The following is a 16,673-nucleotide window of genomic DNA, read 5'->3' on the forward strand; positions in this document are numbered from 1 at the left end:
CATAATTGGCTCATTTTTTGATAAGTCAAAAGAAAAGAACTAAAAAATGAAGGAAGAAATAGATTTTATTATAGATTCAACTAAAGAATCTATGCAAGGTGCAATAGTACACTTAGAGAAAAAATTATTAAATATTAGAGCTGGAAAAGCTTCTCCTGCCATGCTTGGAGGAGTTATGGTAGAATATTATGGAACCGCTACTCCTTTAAATCAGGTAGGTAACATAACAACTCCAGACGCCAGAACTATCACTATTCAACCTTTTGAAAAATCCTTGATCCAAGAAATAGAAAAAGGAATATTAGTCGCTAATCTAGGATTTAATCCTATGAATAATGGAGAAAGCGTTATTATAAATGTTCCACCTCTTACCGAAGAAAGAAGAAGAGACTTGGTAAAGCAAGCAAAGGCCGAAGCTGAAGATTCTAAAATTGGAGTTCGCAATGACAGGAAGAATGCGAATAACGATATTAAAAAATTAGAAAAAGAAGGGCTTTCTGAAGATATGGCCAAAAACACTGAAGTAGACATTCAGCAATTGACGGATACATACATCAAGAAAATAGATGATATGCTTTCTATTAAGGAAAAAGAAATTATGACAGTATGATTATATCATATGGCAAGTCTGTGCAAAAGTGTTTTTCTGTCGAAAAGCGCTTTTTTATATCTATACTTTTATTGAATTCATCCGGATAATGCGAAACAAAATTTTCTGTTTATTCTTTTTTGTTCCTTTCGTTTTATTATCCCAAATTAGTATTACCGGCAAAATAATTGATGAAAGTTCTAATGAACCATTGCCTTTTGCTACAGTAAAAGCTGATGATTTGTCGTATGCGCTTACTTCATCTACTGGAGAGTTTGTGATTAGGTGTGACTCTTACCCTATTAAACTTACAGTAAGTTATGTAGGATATCTCACAAAGACTTTTTCTATAAAATCAAAAGATGTAGTAAAAATTGAAGTTAAGCTAACTCCACAACCTTTAGATCTTGAGCCTATAAAATTAGATATTGCAGGTAGCATTGCTACCAATATCATCAAAGAGGCTATTAATCGCAAAAAGCAAAACAATCCTAAAAAATCATTAAAAAACTATAGCTATAAAAGTTATAATAAATTTAAGATAACAGAAGATAATCAAGCTAGATTTGACACTCCTGACACTACAAAAGTAGATATGGAGCGATTATTTAATGAAGCACATTCTTTTCTTTCAGAAAAAGTTAGTCTTCATCAATTTAAAAAAGGTCAAGGTGAAAAAGAAACGGTATTAGCTACTCAGATGACAGGTTTTAAAGAACCCATCTACAATGTACTTGGTATCAAAATACAGTCCAATTCTCTTTATGAAGAAGATTACACCATTTTTAATAACAAGTATGCTGGACCACTATCACGTAGAGCCATTAAAAACTATTATTACAAAGTTTTAGATACAACTCAAGGAAAAAGACCAGCATATGTAGTTCTTTTTCAACCAAGAAGATCTAAGAAAATTGCGAGTTTAGAAGGAGTTTTATATCTAGACATGAAAACACTAGCCATCCAGAAAGCTGTTGCAGAGTTAAGAGGAGAACTTAATGTGATGGTAACTCATGATTTTAAATACTTTGAAGAAGAACAAAAATGGTTTCCTTCCGGTCAGGAAGTAACTATTCGTCCTGGTATTGGAAAACAAAAAGTAAGCCTTTTTGGAGGACAAATATCCGTTGGAAGACTTGGCGGGGATAAAAAGAGCTTTACCGGAAATAATGATTTCTTAGTTTCTAAAACTGATATATTTGATGTTAATCTAAATGACAAAACAAATTTAAAACTCAAACAGGCTTCTATTGAAATTAATCCTGAAGCGACTTCAAGACCTCAAAGTTATTGGGAGCAATATCGTACAAGTGCTATCACCGAGAAAGATTTAAAATCGTTCCCTATTGTTGACAGTATTGTTAAAGCACAAAATATAGAACGTAGAATTAATGTCATTCAAAGTTTTAACATTGGATATTACCCTGTTAGCTTTTTTGACTTTGACCTTACCTACCCTATTAAATATAATAATTTTGAAGGTTTGCGATTAGGACTAGGAGGAGTTACAAACAACAAGCTCTCTAAAAGGTTTAGATTAGAAGGATATCTCGTCTATGGGTTTAGAGATGGAAGATTTAAACACGGATTGGGTGGCGGAGTATTATTAAATAAAAAATCAGGAACCTGGTTAAATGTAAATTACAAAAACGACCTAAGTGAAGTCGGAAGCTTCTTTTATCTTACAGATAGAAGAGTATACTCATTGTTTGAACCCAGATTGGTGAATATTGATTTTTATTACAAGTACCGAAGCTGGAGTACAAGCCTGCAACATCAAATCTTACCAAATCTTCTTTCAGAAACTCAATTTTCTACAAGTGAGATAGAGCAAACCGGAGGATATACTTATCTTAATAACGGGCAATCATTCTCATCATATAAATTAGCAGAATCTACCATTGCTTTGCGCTGGAGTCCATTTAGCAAATTTCTGAAGACACCAGACGGAATGAAAGAGATATATGATGGATACCCTAAAATAAGTGCTCAATATACTCAAGGTTTTAAAGGAATATATGATAGTAATTTTAGCTATAGTAAAATAGGCATAAAAGCAGAATATGTCATCAATCGACTTAATCAGTCAAGCACTAGTTTTTTGTTGGAAGGAGATATTGCCAGTGGCGATGTTCCACTTACACATTTGTATCATGCATATCCCAATGCTCCCACAAAAGAAACTGTGTTACAACGTTTCTCTGTAGCGGGAAGAAGAAGCTTTGAAACCATGTTCTTTAATGAGTTTTTTAGTGATCGATTAGCAACATTACAAGTGAGACATCGATTAAGGCCTTTTAGAATTGCTAGCTGGCTAAAACCCGAATTAGTTTTAATCAGCAGATATGCCATCGGAGATGTTAGTAATCTTGACGGTCATCAAGGTATTGAGTTTAATTCTCTACAACAAGGATATCAAGAGTCAGGGTTCGAACTAAATAAACTATTCGCTGGTTTTGGATTGAGTTTTGCCTATCGATATGGCGCATATCATTTACCAGAATTCAGTGATAACTTATCATTCAAGTTCACTTTCTATCTTAAACTTTAATTTTTCTTTGAACTCAAACTTTTCTTCAGAGCCTATTCAAAGATTTAAATTTTCAAATAAAACCTAAAAGTTATAACCAGTGCTATTTAGATAAAAAATATTAATTCAGATATACCTCAAATTATTACATTTGCACAAGGAAAATAAAGGATGGCAAAATTATTAAGTTTTGGATTTTGGAATACGCTGGCAGGGATAATTCTTCGCAATAGAGCAGCAATATTTATAGGGATAATCGGGATAACAGTATTTCTTGGTTTTCAATGGAAAAACATGAGGTTTTCGTTTACAGAAGCCAACCTCTTGCCTGATGATCATCAGGTAAATATTGAATATCAAAACTTTCTGGAGAAGTTTGGTGATGAAGGTAATCTTATCGTAATGGCTGTAAAAGATAGTTCACTTTTTACACCTGAAAAACTAAAAGCCTGGAACGAGTTTAACGACTCTTTTAAAAAATACAGTGAGATAGATTTAGTTATTTCTTTAGCTGATCTCAAAAAATTAAAAAAAGAAGATAATCCTCCGAGGTTTGAACTAGTCCCGTTTATTACAGATAGCATTTATACAGAAAAGTTAGTTGATGAGTATAAACAAGAGTTATTTAACAAACTTCCTTTTTATGAAGGTTTAGTTTTTAGTAATAAATCTGAAACCATTCAAAGTGCACTTTATCTTAACAAAGACATTGTAAATACTAATATTAGAAAAAAGTTTATAGAAGAAACTCTTGTTCCATTAGTTAAAGAGTTTGAAGAAAAATATCAAATGGACATTCGGGTATCGGGGATGCCTTATATCCGAACGATGAATTCGCAAAACATAATGGATGAGATCGAAATATTCATTATTGCGGCTTTATTAGTGACTTCATTAATATTCTTTTTCTTTTTCAGATCGTTTAGAGCTACTTTTATCTCAATGACCGCTGTGATTATTGGAGTAATGTGGGCATTTGGCCTATTAGGGCTATTAGGTTATGAGATTACAGTACTTACTGCTATCATTCCTCCTCTAGTTATCGTGATAGGAATTCCTAATTGTATCTTTTTGATCAATAAATACCAACAAGAGATCAAAAAACATGGTAATAAAGCTAAGTCTTTACAGCGAGTAATCACCAAAGTAGGTAATGCTACTCTGATGACCAATGTAACTACTGCGGCTGGATTTGCGACATTTGCATTAACAGAGAGCAAGTTACTTAAAGAGTTTGGTATTGTTGCTTCTTTAAATATTATCGCACTATTTATACTTTGTCTATTAGTCATTACCATCATCTATAGTTATATGCCACAACCCAAAGAAAGGCACCTTGAGCATTTGGGAAAAAAGTGGATAGAAAAATTGGTAGACTGGATGGAGAACATGGTTAAAAACAGAAGGATAACCATATATTTCTCTTCTGTTATTATCCTCATTGTAAGTATCATTGGGATTTACACCATTAAAGTTTCTGGAAGCTTACTAGAAGATATGCCAAAAGGCGCTGGGTTTTATCAGGATATTGAGTTTTTTGAAAAAGAATTTGACGGTATTATGCCGTTGGAAATATTGATAAACACCAAACGTAAACAAGGCGTATTAAAGCTATCCACATTACGTCGTATGGAGAAGCTCGAAGAATTGCTAGAAGAAACACCAGAGCTATCAAAACCAATATCAATTGTAAACCTGGTAAAATACGCTAAGCAAACATTTTATAACGGTAATCCTAAATATTATCAAATCCCAACAAGTCAGGAAAGAAACTTTATATTACCCTACGCAAAGAGCTTTGAGTCTGAAGCCGGGGTAATGAAAAGCTATGTGGATTCTACTGGGCAATATGCTCGAATCACTACATTTATGAAAGATGTAGGTACCGAAGAAATGGAAAGAATTGAAGCTAATTTAGCACCTAAATTAGAAAAAATATTTCCAAAAGATCGCTATGATGTTTCCTTTACAGGAAAAGCTCTCATTTTTCAGAAAGGAACAAATTACCTCGTTTGGAACCTTGTTTTCTCTCTAGGTCTTGCAATTATATTAATAGCGCTGTTTATGGCCTGGATGTTTAGGTCTTTAAAGATGATTATCATTTCTTTAATCCCTAACCTTCTTCCTTTATTAATGACTGCGGGATTAATGGGGTTTCTGGGCGTTCCAATAAAACCTTCTACAATTTTAGTGTTTAGTATCGCTTTTGGAATATCTGTAGATGACACAATCCATTTCTTAGCAAAATACAGGCAAGAATTAAAATCTAATCATTGGCGAATTAGAAAATCGGTTTTTGCTGCCTTGAGAGAAACTGGAGTCAGTATGTTTTACACATCAACCGTTTTGTTTTTTGGATTTTCTGTATTTATGATTTCAAGTTTTGGAGGAACCAAAGCATTAGGAGGTTTAGTTTCTGCAACACTTCTTTTTGCAATGCTTGCAAACCTTCTATTATTACCCTCTTTATTACTCTCATTAGAAAGAAGTATTGCCAACAAGAAAACCCTCAAGGAACCATCGCTTAAAATCATCCCTAATGATGAAGAATTACTAAATGAAGAAGAATAAAATCTAATTTATAAAAAAAGCCCCACTAGTAAACTAGCGGGACTTCTGTAAGATAGATTACCCCAAAACCTATCGAACTAAACTTAACGTAAACACAATCGTCATAATTGCACATGCAAGATACACTCCATTTTTGTAATTTGAAACCCCATGAAGGGGGGAAAAATCCCCTATTTTGGTGTTTTTTAATAATTTTAACATTTGTTTAATCTTTTAGTAATTTAAAAAACCTATTAACTATCTGAAAAACAGCTAGTTATTATTAAAACGTGTTTTTGATGGTTTTGAAAAAAAGTTTCAAAAAACCTTGGTTTTTACCCTTTTTTATCGTTTTTTACGGTTTTAGCATCGAGTTGCGACTCAAAAAACTGTCATTTTTTTTCTCTTTTTTTCTTACCTCGTCTTTTTTTCGTCAAAAAAAAAGATTTTAAAATTTACTCTTTCATTTTTTGAATTGTAAGATTATGCATCAATCCGATTAAAAAATTATCTTTGCTACCTTAATTTTTTTATATCTATTAATTGACAAACATTTTTCACAAAACTTTGTTGATTTAAGATATCAAAATTAGCAAGGATAATCAACAGGAATTTGGAGAGGATTTTGTCTTTTTGCAATATCAATTTAAGGCAATTGACACTCTTAATAACAAAATTATACGTATGAAACATACAAAAGTAATAGAGGTTCTACAAAGTGATAAACTATTACAACCTGTAACGATAAAAGGATGGGTACGTTCTTTTAGAAATGATCGATTTATAGCTATAAATGATGGATCAACTATTAAAAATATTCAATGTGTTATTGAGGATAATACAATTGATTCAAGTATAACGGGCAGGATAAATATTGGTGCGGCTTTAGCTATATCTGGTACTTTGGTAGAAAGTGAAGGAAAGGGACAACGAGTAGAAATTCAGGTCACAAATATCGAAATAGAAGGTGAATCAGACCCTGAAGAATTAAAGTTGACCATTCTATCACCTAAACGACATAGCTTAGAAAAATTGCGTGAACAGGCACATTTAAGAGTGCGTACCAATACATTTGGAGCGATTATGAGAATGCGATCCAAATTATCTTTTGCTATACACGAGTATTTTCACAAAAACGACTTTTACTATGTACACACTCCTGTAATCACCAAAAGTGATGCTGAAGGAGCTGGTGAAGCATTTAAAGTCACTAACATGGATCTTAATAGTATTCCTAAAAACGAAAATGGGGAGGTTGATTACAAACAAGATTTCTTTGGTGGTGAAACAAACCTAACAGTTTCTGGACAATTAGAAGCAGAAACGTATGCTATGGGGCTTGGTCAAGTATATACTTTTGGGCCAACATTTAGAGCAGAAAATTCTAATACTTCTCGACATCTTGCAGAATTCTGGATGATAGAACCAGAGGTAGCTTTTTGTGATCTTGACGGGAATATGGATCTAGCAGAAGATTTTATAAAATATGTGATCCAATATGTATTAGATAATTGTCAGGATGATCTAGAGTTTTTAGAAAACCGATTAGTACAAGAGGATAAACAAAAACCTCAAGCAGAACGTGCAGAAATGTTACTACGTGATAAATTAAAATTTGTTCTTGAAAACAATTTTAAACGTGTAAGCTATACAGAGGCGATTGAGATTCTTAAGAACTCTAAACCTAATAAGAAAAAGAAGTTTAAATTTCCTATAGAGGGTTGGGGTGCTGATCTACAAAGTGAGCATGAAAGATTTTTAGTAGAAAAGCATTTTAAATGTCCTGTTATATTATTTGATTACCCTGCTGATATAAAATCATTTTATATGCGATTAAATGATGATGGCAAGACCGTAAGAGCTATGGATATTCTATTTCCTGGTATAGGAGAGATTGTAGGCGGTTCTCAGCGTGAAGAGCGATTAGATGTATTAAAAGAAAAAATGGCCGCTCTAAACATCCCTGAAGAGGATTTATGGTGGTATTTAGATACTCGTCGTTTCGGAACTTGCATTCATAGTGGATTTGGGCTTGGATTTGAACGCTTAGTATTGTTTGTTACAGGAATGGGAAATATCAGAGATGTAATACCATATCCAAGAACCCCGTTAAATGCAGAGTTTTAATTAACAACAGAAATAATAACAAAAAAGATCCTGTATAAAAAATACAGGATCTTTTTATTTAATACCATATGATTAAAATACTTAGTTCCCTTCAAACCATTTTTTAAAATCTGTCACCTTCTCACGACTTACTACAACCTCTTTATCCAGCTTTTGATTCAAGCTTAGTTTCAATCTCCTGTTTGAATATACCATTACATCCCGGATAGCATTAATATGAACTATAAAACTTCTATTTACTCTAAAAAAGGTTTTAGGCGCGAGCAACTTCTCTAAACTCTCTAAAGTATACTCTATCATATATTTCTTTTGACTTTCTGTAATAAGATACGCGTCTCTCCCTTCTGCAAAGAAAAAAGATATATCTTCACTTTTGATTGAGTGAATATGATTACCTATACTGACCAAAAATCTGTTTTTATATTGTTGTTCAGCAATTAGTTTTACCTCCTTATTAATAGTAGTATCCGAAGAAAATTGTGATCGTAAAGTTTCTAATTTTTTTAACGCCTTTGAAAGATTTGTAAAAAGTATTGGTTTTAAAAGATAATCAATACTATTCACTTTAAAAGCATCAATTGCAAACTCATCAAAAGCTGTTGTAAAAATAACAGGAGTATTTACTTTTATTTCAGTAAAAATTTCAAAACTTAACCCATCGACTAATTGTACATCCATAAAAAAAAGATCCACCTCATCTTGATGACTGCTAATCCAATCAATTGCTTCTTTTACAGAAATCAAAGTATTTACTATTTTAATATCTGCACTGTATTTAAGCAAATATCGTTCTAACTTTTCTGCTGCAAAAGGTTCATCTTCAATTATCACTACTTTCATTGATGGTAAGTTTAGGTATGCTTATCACTTTATATATATCGTCTTTTGTAATAGTAATTTTTTTGGTTGTATAAAATCGATATAACTCAATAATATCTTCTATATTCTGGTATTGCATTGTATAAGTTATCTTCTCTTGATGCGGGTACTTTATCAGAATGTGGTCTGAGTCTGTAAATATCTCGATATTTAGTTCGTTATCCTGAGAAGTTATCGTGCTTCGTATAATTTCTTCTGCACAGGACAATATACTACCAGGCACCACCCAGGAATCAATAGACTCTACTACGGTACATTTTGCTTTTCGATATGGTAAATTTTCAAATAATAGCAAAAGCTGTTCTAAAACCATAAGTTCTTCCTTTACAGGTACAAGTTCTTTTGAAGTTCTTGAAAGGATATACCTATAAACTGCAGAAAAATAATCTATATACTGCTCTGCTTTATCAGCATCCTTTTTAATTAATAGAATCAATGCTTCAAAGCTTTCAAATAATAGTTTAGGGTTTATACCTTTCTTAAATTGCACAAAATCTTGATCTATATTCTCCTTTATAGATAATTCTCTATTCAATATTTCTATATTCACTTTATACAAAAACTGATGACTAAGATATAGTGAAAGGTATATTATAGTGATAACTGAAAAAATACTGTTAAAAAGAATAAGCTCTGACAGGTTAGGAGTAAATCCAAGGGCAATTTCAAAATACAAATACATGGATCCAGAAACCAAAATTACTGAAGCAATTACAGATATAAGTATCTGTAATATTATTTTTCCTATTAGAGATGCTGGTTGCTTTAACTTTTCAAAAAAGAATAAAGAAATTCTGGAGTATTCCTGAATAAGGTACGACAAACCTATACAAACATATAATTCTTGTCCTAAAAACTCATCTTGCAACTGCCCCACATTATTATTTACCAATAGAATGAGTAGATACACTAAAGCTCCACTAGATAAAGGGCTTATGATTCTAAATATTGGATTATGTATAAAAAGTTTATTCATAACACAACAGGAAGTTTTACAACAAAATCATCTCCATCAATAACTTCAATACCTTTATTTGCCAATAATTGATATCTGGATTTTATATTACTTAACCCTATTTTAAACGAATCTACCTTTTTAGGAGGTATCGTTTTATTATTCGTTATCTTAATAATCTGCTGATCATATTCAATGGTTACTTTTAAGGTATCCTCTGCAGTCATCTGATTATGTTTTACAGCATTCTCAACTAACATCTGCAAGGTTAATGGCGGAACTTTTGATCTTAATATTTCATCGGGTATATTAACGTCCAAAACAATACGATCATTAAAACGTGTTCTCAATAAAAAGTAATATGAATTAACAAACTGCAATTCTTCTTTTACTTCTACCCATTTATTATCATAATTGTTCAATGTATAATTATAGGACCTAGCTAGTTCTCTTATAAATGCTTCAGCTTTTTTTATGTTACTAAATAATAATGAAGAAACTGTATTGATACTATTAAATAAAAAGTGCGGACTCAATTGTGATTTTAATGCAGCTAATTGTAATTCTGTTTGTTTGCGTTCTAACTGTAAGGATATAATTTGACCTTTGGCATACTGATAATAAGAGTGTAATGCAAAATAAACCACGTTATAAATTAAGGAAACAAAAAATATAAAGATGGCAAGCTTGAGTAATATCTCATTATAATCATCCAAAAAAGTATCTTGTGATTCTTCTAAAAAAGTAATACCGTATAGTACAATGGATGTTAACAAAAAAGCTATTACAGTATTGGATAAAACACCTGTAAAAAGACGAAAACCTGTAAATATTCTCCAGGAAATTAGCCTATTCAAAATCTCATTAAATAAATAGATAAAATAAGCAATAACTACCCCTAAAATACCAGAATATAGAAGTTCGCCTTGATTTTCTTCTTCAGCAAAACCTAAAAAAAGATACGTAAGTATCCCTAGGATAAATCCAACAGAAATGATAATGAAATACTTTTTCACAGAGGATGGAAGTTGATATAAATAATAGTCAAGTGTAAACTTCATCCTACCAAAATAATCAATATTATAAAATGATATAAGGTAGGATGAAACTTTTAAGGTTTTAATTTATGGCTCGAATAGCTCTTCCGTAATAAGTTTCTGAAGAAATACTCTTACAAGCATTGCGATACGCTCGTTTAGCATCTTCGCCTGCTTTATTAACTAGTGGCGACAACTCAACCAATGCTGATGAAAGATAATGATCACTATTAATATGAGATAATCCTTCGAGAACTTTAATCAGCTGACTATTATTAAGGTTTTGTCTTCCTAATTTTTCTACAACCGTAGCAGCATAATGATCAGAACTAATACTCGATAACGCATTAATCAATACATCCAGATTATTACCACTTAAACCCTGACGCTGTATCGTTTTTGTTAAAACTTCTGCCAAGTAATGGTCAGATCCAACAGAATTTCCTGCAAGTTGAAGTAGTTTACTCAGTTCAGGACTGTCTAGTTTTTTATCCAATAATTTATCAAAGATAACCGTGATATAATGATCTGATTGAATATCTTCTAAAGTACCTAAAAAAGTATTATAATTTGTTTTAGAAATACCTGGTAAGTCTAATGCTTTTTTAAGCACTTGAGCTTTATAATGATCTGACCCTATTTGTTTAGAATTTTCGATCAATAGATTTAGATTAGAAGTATTAAGATCTCGTTTTTTCATAACGTTTACCAGAACCTGCGATAAATAATGATCCGAATCAATATTTTTTGTGATCCGAAATAATTTCCCAATTTGATCATCAGAAAGGTTACTATCCTTAATAGCTGTATTTAAAACCGTTGTTACGTAATGGTCAGATTCAATACTCTTTGTGGCATCGATGTATGCAGAAACCAAACTACTGGAGCCAAAGAAGTCTTTTTGCCTATATTTTAAAAGATCAGCCAGATAGTGATCAGAGTCTATAGTTTCACCAGCTACGCGAAGTAAAGATTCAAGTTCACCAGTTGATAGGTTTTTTTCTAATACTATTTTTAAATATGCTGATTTAACATGGTCACTTTCTAAAGATCGTATTTCATTAAATACCGCATTAGCTCCTCCTTGCTTATAAAAACGTTCTACTCTACTTTTTGCACCTAATGTTGTTGATTTTACAATATCCGGAAGTATCTCGCCAAGCCACTTTCTTCCTTCTGGCTCAAAACTTTTCTTGGACGAGCCTGAAAAGTATTTTTTATTAAGAGTTCCATTACCTTCGGATTCGATTACAATCCTACGCTTACTCCCAAAAGTAGATTTCTTTATTTCCAAATATCCCCCTCTGGAAATAGCTATAACATCTTTATCATCATTTGACAAAGTGATTTCTCCTTCATAATTAATAGAAAAATTGTCGAAATTATTTCTGCTAACCTTAATCGTTGTTTTACCATTATTATGATTTACGGCATAAGATGTTTTTTGAGCACTAACATCTGATGCATTAAGAAAAAACAATATTGATAATAATTTAAGCATAATTGCCAGGATAAATTTTATTAATAAATTCATAACTGTTCGTTTTTTGATTTTCGTTTTTTGATTACACAAATATGCATCGGTATAACGTATCTATAAAATCAAATGAATTGAACTGTACTTTGAATGTATTGAATTGTACATTCTTTTTATTCAAAGAAAAAAAGCAATAGTACAGAGTACAATTGCTTCAAAAGTTAACTAGTTTCACTAAGCGCAAAATTCTGGGGTATCAAACGTTTTTTCTATATGTAATAGAAATTTTTCTTTAGTTACTGTGTTTCTTTAATAGTATTTCAGAAATCAAGTCCTCAATAGCATTACCTTCATTTTTAGAGTACTCAGATTTACTTTTTGCTTTTTCTATAGTATTATAATGTGGGATCTTGCCAGCTTTTGCAAGCGTGTTAAATATTCTTTCAAAATATTCACTCAAGATTGGCATCACATATCTACTTGACTTATTTTTCTTTCTCAGGTGAATAAACTTTTTAGTATAAGCCAGAAAAATCTGAGGATATTGAACAAAGGTTTCTAAAGCTTCATAAAAACTTTTATATACAGCTTCTTTATCAAGATTATTCCTAAACTTTAACTTTGTATGATCAACAAGGTTTATAGTATACAACAAAATACTTTCTCTAATAAAATTGCTATAATCATGATCTGAACAATAATATACTTCCATCCCAAAATTAGTATTCACAATCACTACTTCGCCATTGATACTTTCTTTTAAAAAAGATTGAAAAACATCAACCATTGAAGAAGACATTAGTGACCGCCTCTTCATACTACTAGATCTGATGTTTACAGATTTAATATTTTCTATATTTTCTGGTTTATTCACGATGTAGTGTTCAATAATTCAGAAATTTCTATTCCCTGATTTCTAGCGTGCATTTCTGCAGTATACCCACGATTATCTTTTGCAGAAATATCAGCTCCGTGCTTCAATAGTAATTTAATAATTTCTTTCTGACCAAATGTAGCAGCATAAATCAATGCTGTTGCATCATTAGAGCTCTTCTGATTAACATCTGCTCCAAAATCAATTAACAACTTAGCAATAGTATAGTATCCTTTAAAACAAACTCCCATTAATGCTGTGTTCCCCGATCCATCTTTAGCATTTACATCAGGTTTATGCTTTAAAATAGTTTCTGTGATATCTTCCAATCCATAATATGATGCTAATAATAATGGTGTGGAACCTCTACCATCTTTAGTATGGACAAGTTCAGGGTTTGTATTTAAGACAGCTTGTACTTTTGATAACTCTTGAGATCGTACAGCACTAAAAATATCCTCCATAAGTATTTAAAAAATCTAATTAGAATAGAACAAAGCCGAGATTCTTTTTCATAGTTTAAATAAAGAATCCCGACTATGAGCATTTATTACCAGGTAAACTCTGATGAACAGAATATTAAAAATATTAAGATTCAGCTTAAGATACAATCTCTTAAACCTACATTCTTATTAATTTATTTTAGATGTAAATCCATCAACATAAAGATAGTTTATATTGTACAGAAAATTAATAAAACAAATTGATTATTGCAATTTCATTATAGCCAAAACTTATTTATGAAATCTTTAATAAACTCATCTTTATAATGCAAAGCATTTATTTTAAATAAACTTAGTTAGTTTCAATTTTAATTTTTCTCAAAGCAAACACATTTACAAATTATTCTTTATCAAAATATTTGCTCAACTCTTAAGCATAAATTATTTTTTAAAACATGCTCATTTAACAAAAAAGGCGAAACTTTTTAAGTTTCGCCTTTTTTAATCATTCATACTAAAACTAGTGCCAAACACATCCCCATCTAGTACAATACCCGGCATCACAAAACACACCTCTTGGACCTCCAGTATGCTCGCAACATCTACTACCTTCCTCATAGCACCCGTTAAATCCAGCTCCACCAAGGATATTCGTTTGTTCAGTTTTACTAATCTTTTTTGCGCCTTCTAAATTTAAAATTGATTTCATTTTTGTGTAATATTTTGGTTTATAACATCTCTAAGATATAACAAAACACTACATAGAAATTATGCTTCTCTCTTATGTTTTATGAGTCGAAAAACTTTTTTTATCTCAAAAAACTAATCAAAAAACTAGGAATCAATCAATTACAAAATCAGATGAAATTTAAGTCGTACTTATCAAATATGTATATAGTATCATTTTTGGATAATTATTTATCGCTCAATAATACTATCCTAGTTTCTCTTTCATTTTTAAAAGTTCCTGCTCAATCATCAATAATTTATCTTCAACATGATCGGCAAACTCAGGAATACGTCTACAAAAAACATAACGCACTCTCCACATTTCTTTTATTTCTGTTATAGGATACTCCTCATCTTCTATATTCTTATGATCTGCACGTAGAACTACATTGTTTTTTGTAGTATACAATCTTCTAAATATTAATTTACCCTCAACTACCGCAAAAACTAAAGTTCCGTTATTTAGTTTCTTGATTACAGATCCGGGTACTTTTTCTCCTATTACAACATCCTTGGGATAAAAGCCTTTATCATGTGAACTCATCTCTAGATTAGAAACGGTATATCCTCTAAATTCTTTAGCAGGATTAACAGGCAATTGAATAGTAGGTAACTCCTTAATAAAATTCTCTTTATCAAATAAAGTTATATATTCATTTGTAGTACTCTCTGTGATACAAGGTATAGCAGCAAATTGTTCACGTTTAACATCCTCTGCATATGTTGTAAGATCGCTTTTAAATTTTAGTAGCTCATTTACCGTAAGTTCACTAGTTAGAAGGCCATCAATTTGTATGCTAAAATAATTAGCTATTTTTATGATAGTTTCAATTTTAGGTTCACTCCTACCTTCTTCATACGCTCCTAAAGTACCTCTTTTTAAGTCAAAAAGCTCCGCAAACGCTTGTTGACTTAATCCTTTAACGCTACGTATTTTTTTTATGTTTTTTCCAAAAAATGACATTTTTGCTAATTTTATTTGCAATTATAAAAAATTATCGTACATTTACACTAACAATATTAGCTAATATATTTCAAAAATGCTAATTTTAGTAGAAATACTTCTTAACTTCTTATCTCATACAAGTTCAAAAAGGACCGTTACTAAAAATTTTAGCAAACAAACTAAATTATTAATTTTTAAAATCATCATACCCATGATAGTCCTTGTATATTATCTCGCTAATTTAGCAGTAGATATTATCGAAAAGTTATGTTTCTTTTTGTAATATTGATACAACACCCAATAATTTAAAATACACTTATATAATACGACAGATAATTTATTGAAGTTTCATTATCATTTCAATAAAAGATAACAAAGTCAGATAAAATAAATTACTAATAATCAATCAAAATAGCCATCAAATGCACGATCATTTTCAACAGGTGAAAGACTATTTGCTTCAACTCAATTATAATATCATTCATGAAAACAAAAGAGATGGTATCATCATGATAAGCAAAGAAAATGAAGGGATTAAAAACATGATCCTGGGAGTCGCACCCCCCATTTTAATAATGGAACAGCATATCTTTAATATTAAAAACAAAAACGAAGCTGTTTACAGAAATTTACTTCAGAAAAACCGAGACATTGTTCACGGAGCCTTTGTCCTGGATCAAACAGGCGAAAAAGTAATTTTCAGAGATACGCTTCAGGTAGAAAATCTGGATCTCAATGAGCTCGAAGGATCTTTAAACTCCCTAGGCTTATTATTAAGCGAATATTCAGAACAAATTATAAATTATTCAAAATACTAATACTATGAACTTTTTTAAACGATTATTCAAAATAGGAGAAGCTGAGGCACATTCTGCGATTGATAAAATGGAAGATCCTATCAAGATGACCGAACAAGGTATTCGCGATATGAAAACGGATTTAGAAAAAAGCCTTGAAGCCTTGGCTCAAGTAAAAGCACTGGCTATTAGAGCCAAAAACGAGACCGAAGATTTTGCTTCAAAAGCTGAGGATTATCAGCAAAAAGCAATGTTGATCCTTAAAAAAGCTCAAAATGGAGATTTGGATACTGCAGAAGCAGATAGATTAGCAAAAGAAGCTTTAGTAAAAAAAGAAGAATCGTTACAGCATGTCACACGAACCAAAGGTGAATCTGAAAAGTTTGATAAATCTGTAGATCAATTAGAGAAAAATGTTCAGGAGATAAAGCAAAATATCAGTAAGTGGGAAAATGAACTTAAAACGTTAAAAGCCCGTGTTAAAGTTTCTAAAGCCACAAAAAACCTTAATAAACAAATGGCAGAAATCGATGGCTCAAGCACCGTTACTATGCTAGAACGCATGAAAGACAAAGTCAATCAAGAAGAAGCTCTAGCAGAAGCTTATGGTGATATCGCAAATGCTTCTAAATCTATTGATGAAGAGATTGATAAAGCTATTGATGTAACAGAGGCTAGTGCAGAAGATGATTTAGCTAAGCTAAAAGAACAATTGGGCATTAAAGATGAAGATGCCTAAG

Annotated in this window: 14 protein-coding genes; 6 read left to right on the forward strand and 8 right to left on the reverse strand. The window is 31.4% G+C overall.

Going from position 1 to position 16,673, the window contains the following annotated elements; all coding sequences use genetic code 11:
- Positions 1 to 46: 46 nt before the first annotated feature.
- From frr to asnS, 4 genes are all read left to right on the forward strand, one after another.
- Positions 47 to 610 (forward strand): ribosome recycling factor, encoded by a 564-nt coding sequence (gene frr, locus U0D62_RS14090; protein ID WP_322287946.1) that lies wholly within the window; start codon positions 47 to 49, stop codon positions 608 to 610.
- A gap of 88 nt (positions 611 to 698) precedes the next feature.
- Positions 699 to 3,140: a DUF5686 family protein gene (locus tag U0D62_RS14095; RefSeq protein ID WP_322287947.1), complete on the forward strand. Its 2,442-nt coding sequence runs from the start codon at positions 699 to 701 to the stop codon at positions 3,138 to 3,140.
- 150 nt (positions 3,141 to 3,290) lie between these two features.
- Positions 3,291 to 5,690, forward strand: coding sequence for an efflux RND transporter permease subunit (locus U0D62_RS14100; RefSeq protein ID WP_322287948.1), 2,400 nt, complete (start codon positions 3,291 to 3,293; stop codon positions 5,688 to 5,690).
- A gap of 663 nt (positions 5,691 to 6,353) precedes the next feature.
- Positions 6,354 to 7,796, forward strand: coding sequence for an asparagine--tRNA ligase (gene asnS / locus U0D62_RS14105; protein WP_322287949.1), 1,443 nt, complete (start codon positions 6,354 to 6,356; stop codon positions 7,794 to 7,796).
- An 81-nt stretch (positions 7,797 to 7,877) separates the two neighbouring features.
- Here the strand turns inward: asnS and U0D62_RS14110 are convergent, their stop codons facing one another.
- From U0D62_RS14110 to U0D62_RS14145, 8 genes are all read right to left on the reverse strand, one after another.
- Positions 7,878 to 8,636 (reverse strand): LytR/AlgR family response regulator transcription factor, encoded by a 759-nt coding sequence (locus tag U0D62_RS14110; RefSeq protein WP_322287950.1) that lies wholly within the window; start codon positions 8,634 to 8,636, stop codon positions 7,878 to 7,880.
- Positions 8,617 to 9,651 (reverse strand): histidine kinase, encoded by a 1,035-nt coding sequence (locus tag U0D62_RS14115; protein WP_322287951.1) that lies wholly within the window; start codon positions 9,649 to 9,651, stop codon positions 8,617 to 8,619. The genes U0D62_RS14110 and U0D62_RS14115 overlap by 20 nt, the downstream gene beginning before the upstream one ends.
- Positions 9,648 to 10,646: a sensor histidine kinase gene (locus U0D62_RS14120; RefSeq protein ID WP_322287952.1), complete on the reverse strand. Its 999-nt coding sequence runs from the start codon at positions 10,644 to 10,646 to the stop codon at positions 9,648 to 9,650. Before U0D62_RS14120 ends, U0D62_RS14115 begins: the two co-directional genes overlap by 4 nt.
- 103 nt (positions 10,647 to 10,749) lie before the next feature.
- Positions 10,750 to 12,201: a hypothetical protein gene (locus U0D62_RS14125; RefSeq protein WP_322287953.1), complete on the reverse strand. Its 1,452-nt coding sequence runs from the start codon at positions 12,199 to 12,201 to the stop codon at positions 10,750 to 10,752.
- 235 nt (positions 12,202 to 12,436) lie between these two features.
- Positions 12,437 to 12,961, reverse strand: a complete 525-nt coding sequence (locus U0D62_RS14130) for a hypothetical protein (protein ID WP_322287954.1) — start codon at positions 12,959 to 12,961, stop codon at positions 12,437 to 12,439.
- A gap of 53 nt (positions 12,962 to 13,014) precedes the next feature.
- On the reverse strand, positions 13,015 to 13,482 hold the full coding sequence (locus U0D62_RS14135; protein ID WP_322287955.1) for an ankyrin repeat domain-containing protein: 468 nt from the start codon (positions 13,480 to 13,482) through the stop codon (positions 13,015 to 13,017).
- A gap of 499 nt (positions 13,483 to 13,981) precedes the next feature.
- Positions 13,982 to 14,170, reverse strand: a complete 189-nt coding sequence (locus U0D62_RS14140) for a hypothetical protein (protein ID WP_322287956.1) — start codon at positions 14,168 to 14,170, stop codon at positions 13,982 to 13,984.
- 225 nt (positions 14,171 to 14,395) lie between these two features.
- Entirely contained in the window at positions 14,396 to 15,154 is a 759-nt protein-coding gene (locus tag U0D62_RS14145) for a helix-turn-helix domain-containing protein (protein WP_322287957.1), read from the reverse strand.
- Between the two features lie 404 nt (positions 15,155 to 15,558).
- On the opposite strand from U0D62_RS14145, the gene U0D62_RS14150 reads away from it, so the two are divergent.
- Positions 15,559 to 15,954, forward strand: coding sequence for a type III secretion system chaperone family protein (locus U0D62_RS14150; protein ID WP_322287958.1), 396 nt, complete (start codon positions 15,559 to 15,561; stop codon positions 15,952 to 15,954).
- A gap of 4 nt (positions 15,955 to 15,958) precedes the next feature.
- A complete protein-coding gene (locus U0D62_RS14155) occupies positions 15,959 to 16,672 on the forward strand; it encodes a PspA/IM30 family protein (RefSeq protein WP_322287959.1) in 714 nt (237 codons plus the stop codon).
- Position 16,673: the final 1 nt, after the last annotated feature.

Source organism: Aquimarina callyspongiae, assembly GCF_034322225.1.
Taxonomy (GTDB): Bacteria; Bacteroidota; Bacteroidia; order Flavobacteriales; family Flavobacteriaceae; genus Aquimarina.

Excerpts from the sequence above, each read along its gene's own strand:
- frr (WP_322287946.1), top strand. The coding sequence starts at position 47 with ATGAAGGAAGAAATAGATTTTATTATAGATTCAACTAAAGAATCTATG.
- U0D62_RS14095 (WP_322287947.1), top strand. The coding sequence starts at position 699 with ATGCGAAACAAAATTTTCTGTTTATTCTTTTTTGTTCCTTTCGTTTTA.
- U0D62_RS14100 (WP_322287948.1), top strand. The coding sequence starts at position 3,291 with ATGGCAAAATTATTAAGTTTTGGATTTTGGAATACGCTGGCAGGGATA.
- asnS (WP_322287949.1), top strand. The coding sequence starts at position 6,354 with ATGAAACATACAAAAGTAATAGAGGTTCTACAAAGTGATAAACTATTA.
- U0D62_RS14110 (WP_322287950.1), bottom strand. The coding sequence starts at position 8,636 with ATGAAAGTAGTGATAATTGAAGATGAACCTTTTGCAGCAGAAAAGTTA.
- U0D62_RS14115 (WP_322287951.1), bottom strand. The coding sequence starts at position 9,651 with ATGAATAAACTTTTTATACATAATCCAATATTTAGAATCATAAGCCCT.
- U0D62_RS14125 (WP_322287953.1), bottom strand. The coding sequence starts at position 12,201 with ATGAATTTATTAATAAAATTTATCCTGGCAATTATGCTTAAATTATTA.
- U0D62_RS14130 (WP_322287954.1), bottom strand. The coding sequence starts at position 12,961 with ATGAAGAGGCGGTCACTAATGTCTTCTTCAATGGTTGATGTTTTTCAA.
- U0D62_RS14135 (WP_322287955.1), bottom strand. The coding sequence starts at position 13,482 with ATGGAGGATATTTTTAGTGCTGTACGATCTCAAGAGTTATCAAAAGTA.
- U0D62_RS14140 (WP_322287956.1), bottom strand. The coding sequence starts at position 14,170 with ATGAAATCAATTTTAAATTTAGAAGGCGCAAAAAAGATTAGTAAAACT.
- U0D62_RS14145 (WP_322287957.1), bottom strand. The coding sequence starts at position 15,154 with ATGTCATTTTTTGGAAAAAACATAAAAAAAATACGTAGCGTTAAAGGA.
- U0D62_RS14150 (WP_322287958.1), top strand. The coding sequence starts at position 15,559 with ATGCACGATCATTTTCAACAGGTGAAAGACTATTTGCTTCAACTCAAT.
- U0D62_RS14155 (WP_322287959.1), top strand. The coding sequence starts at position 15,959 with ATGAACTTTTTTAAACGATTATTCAAAATAGGAGAAGCTGAGGCACAT.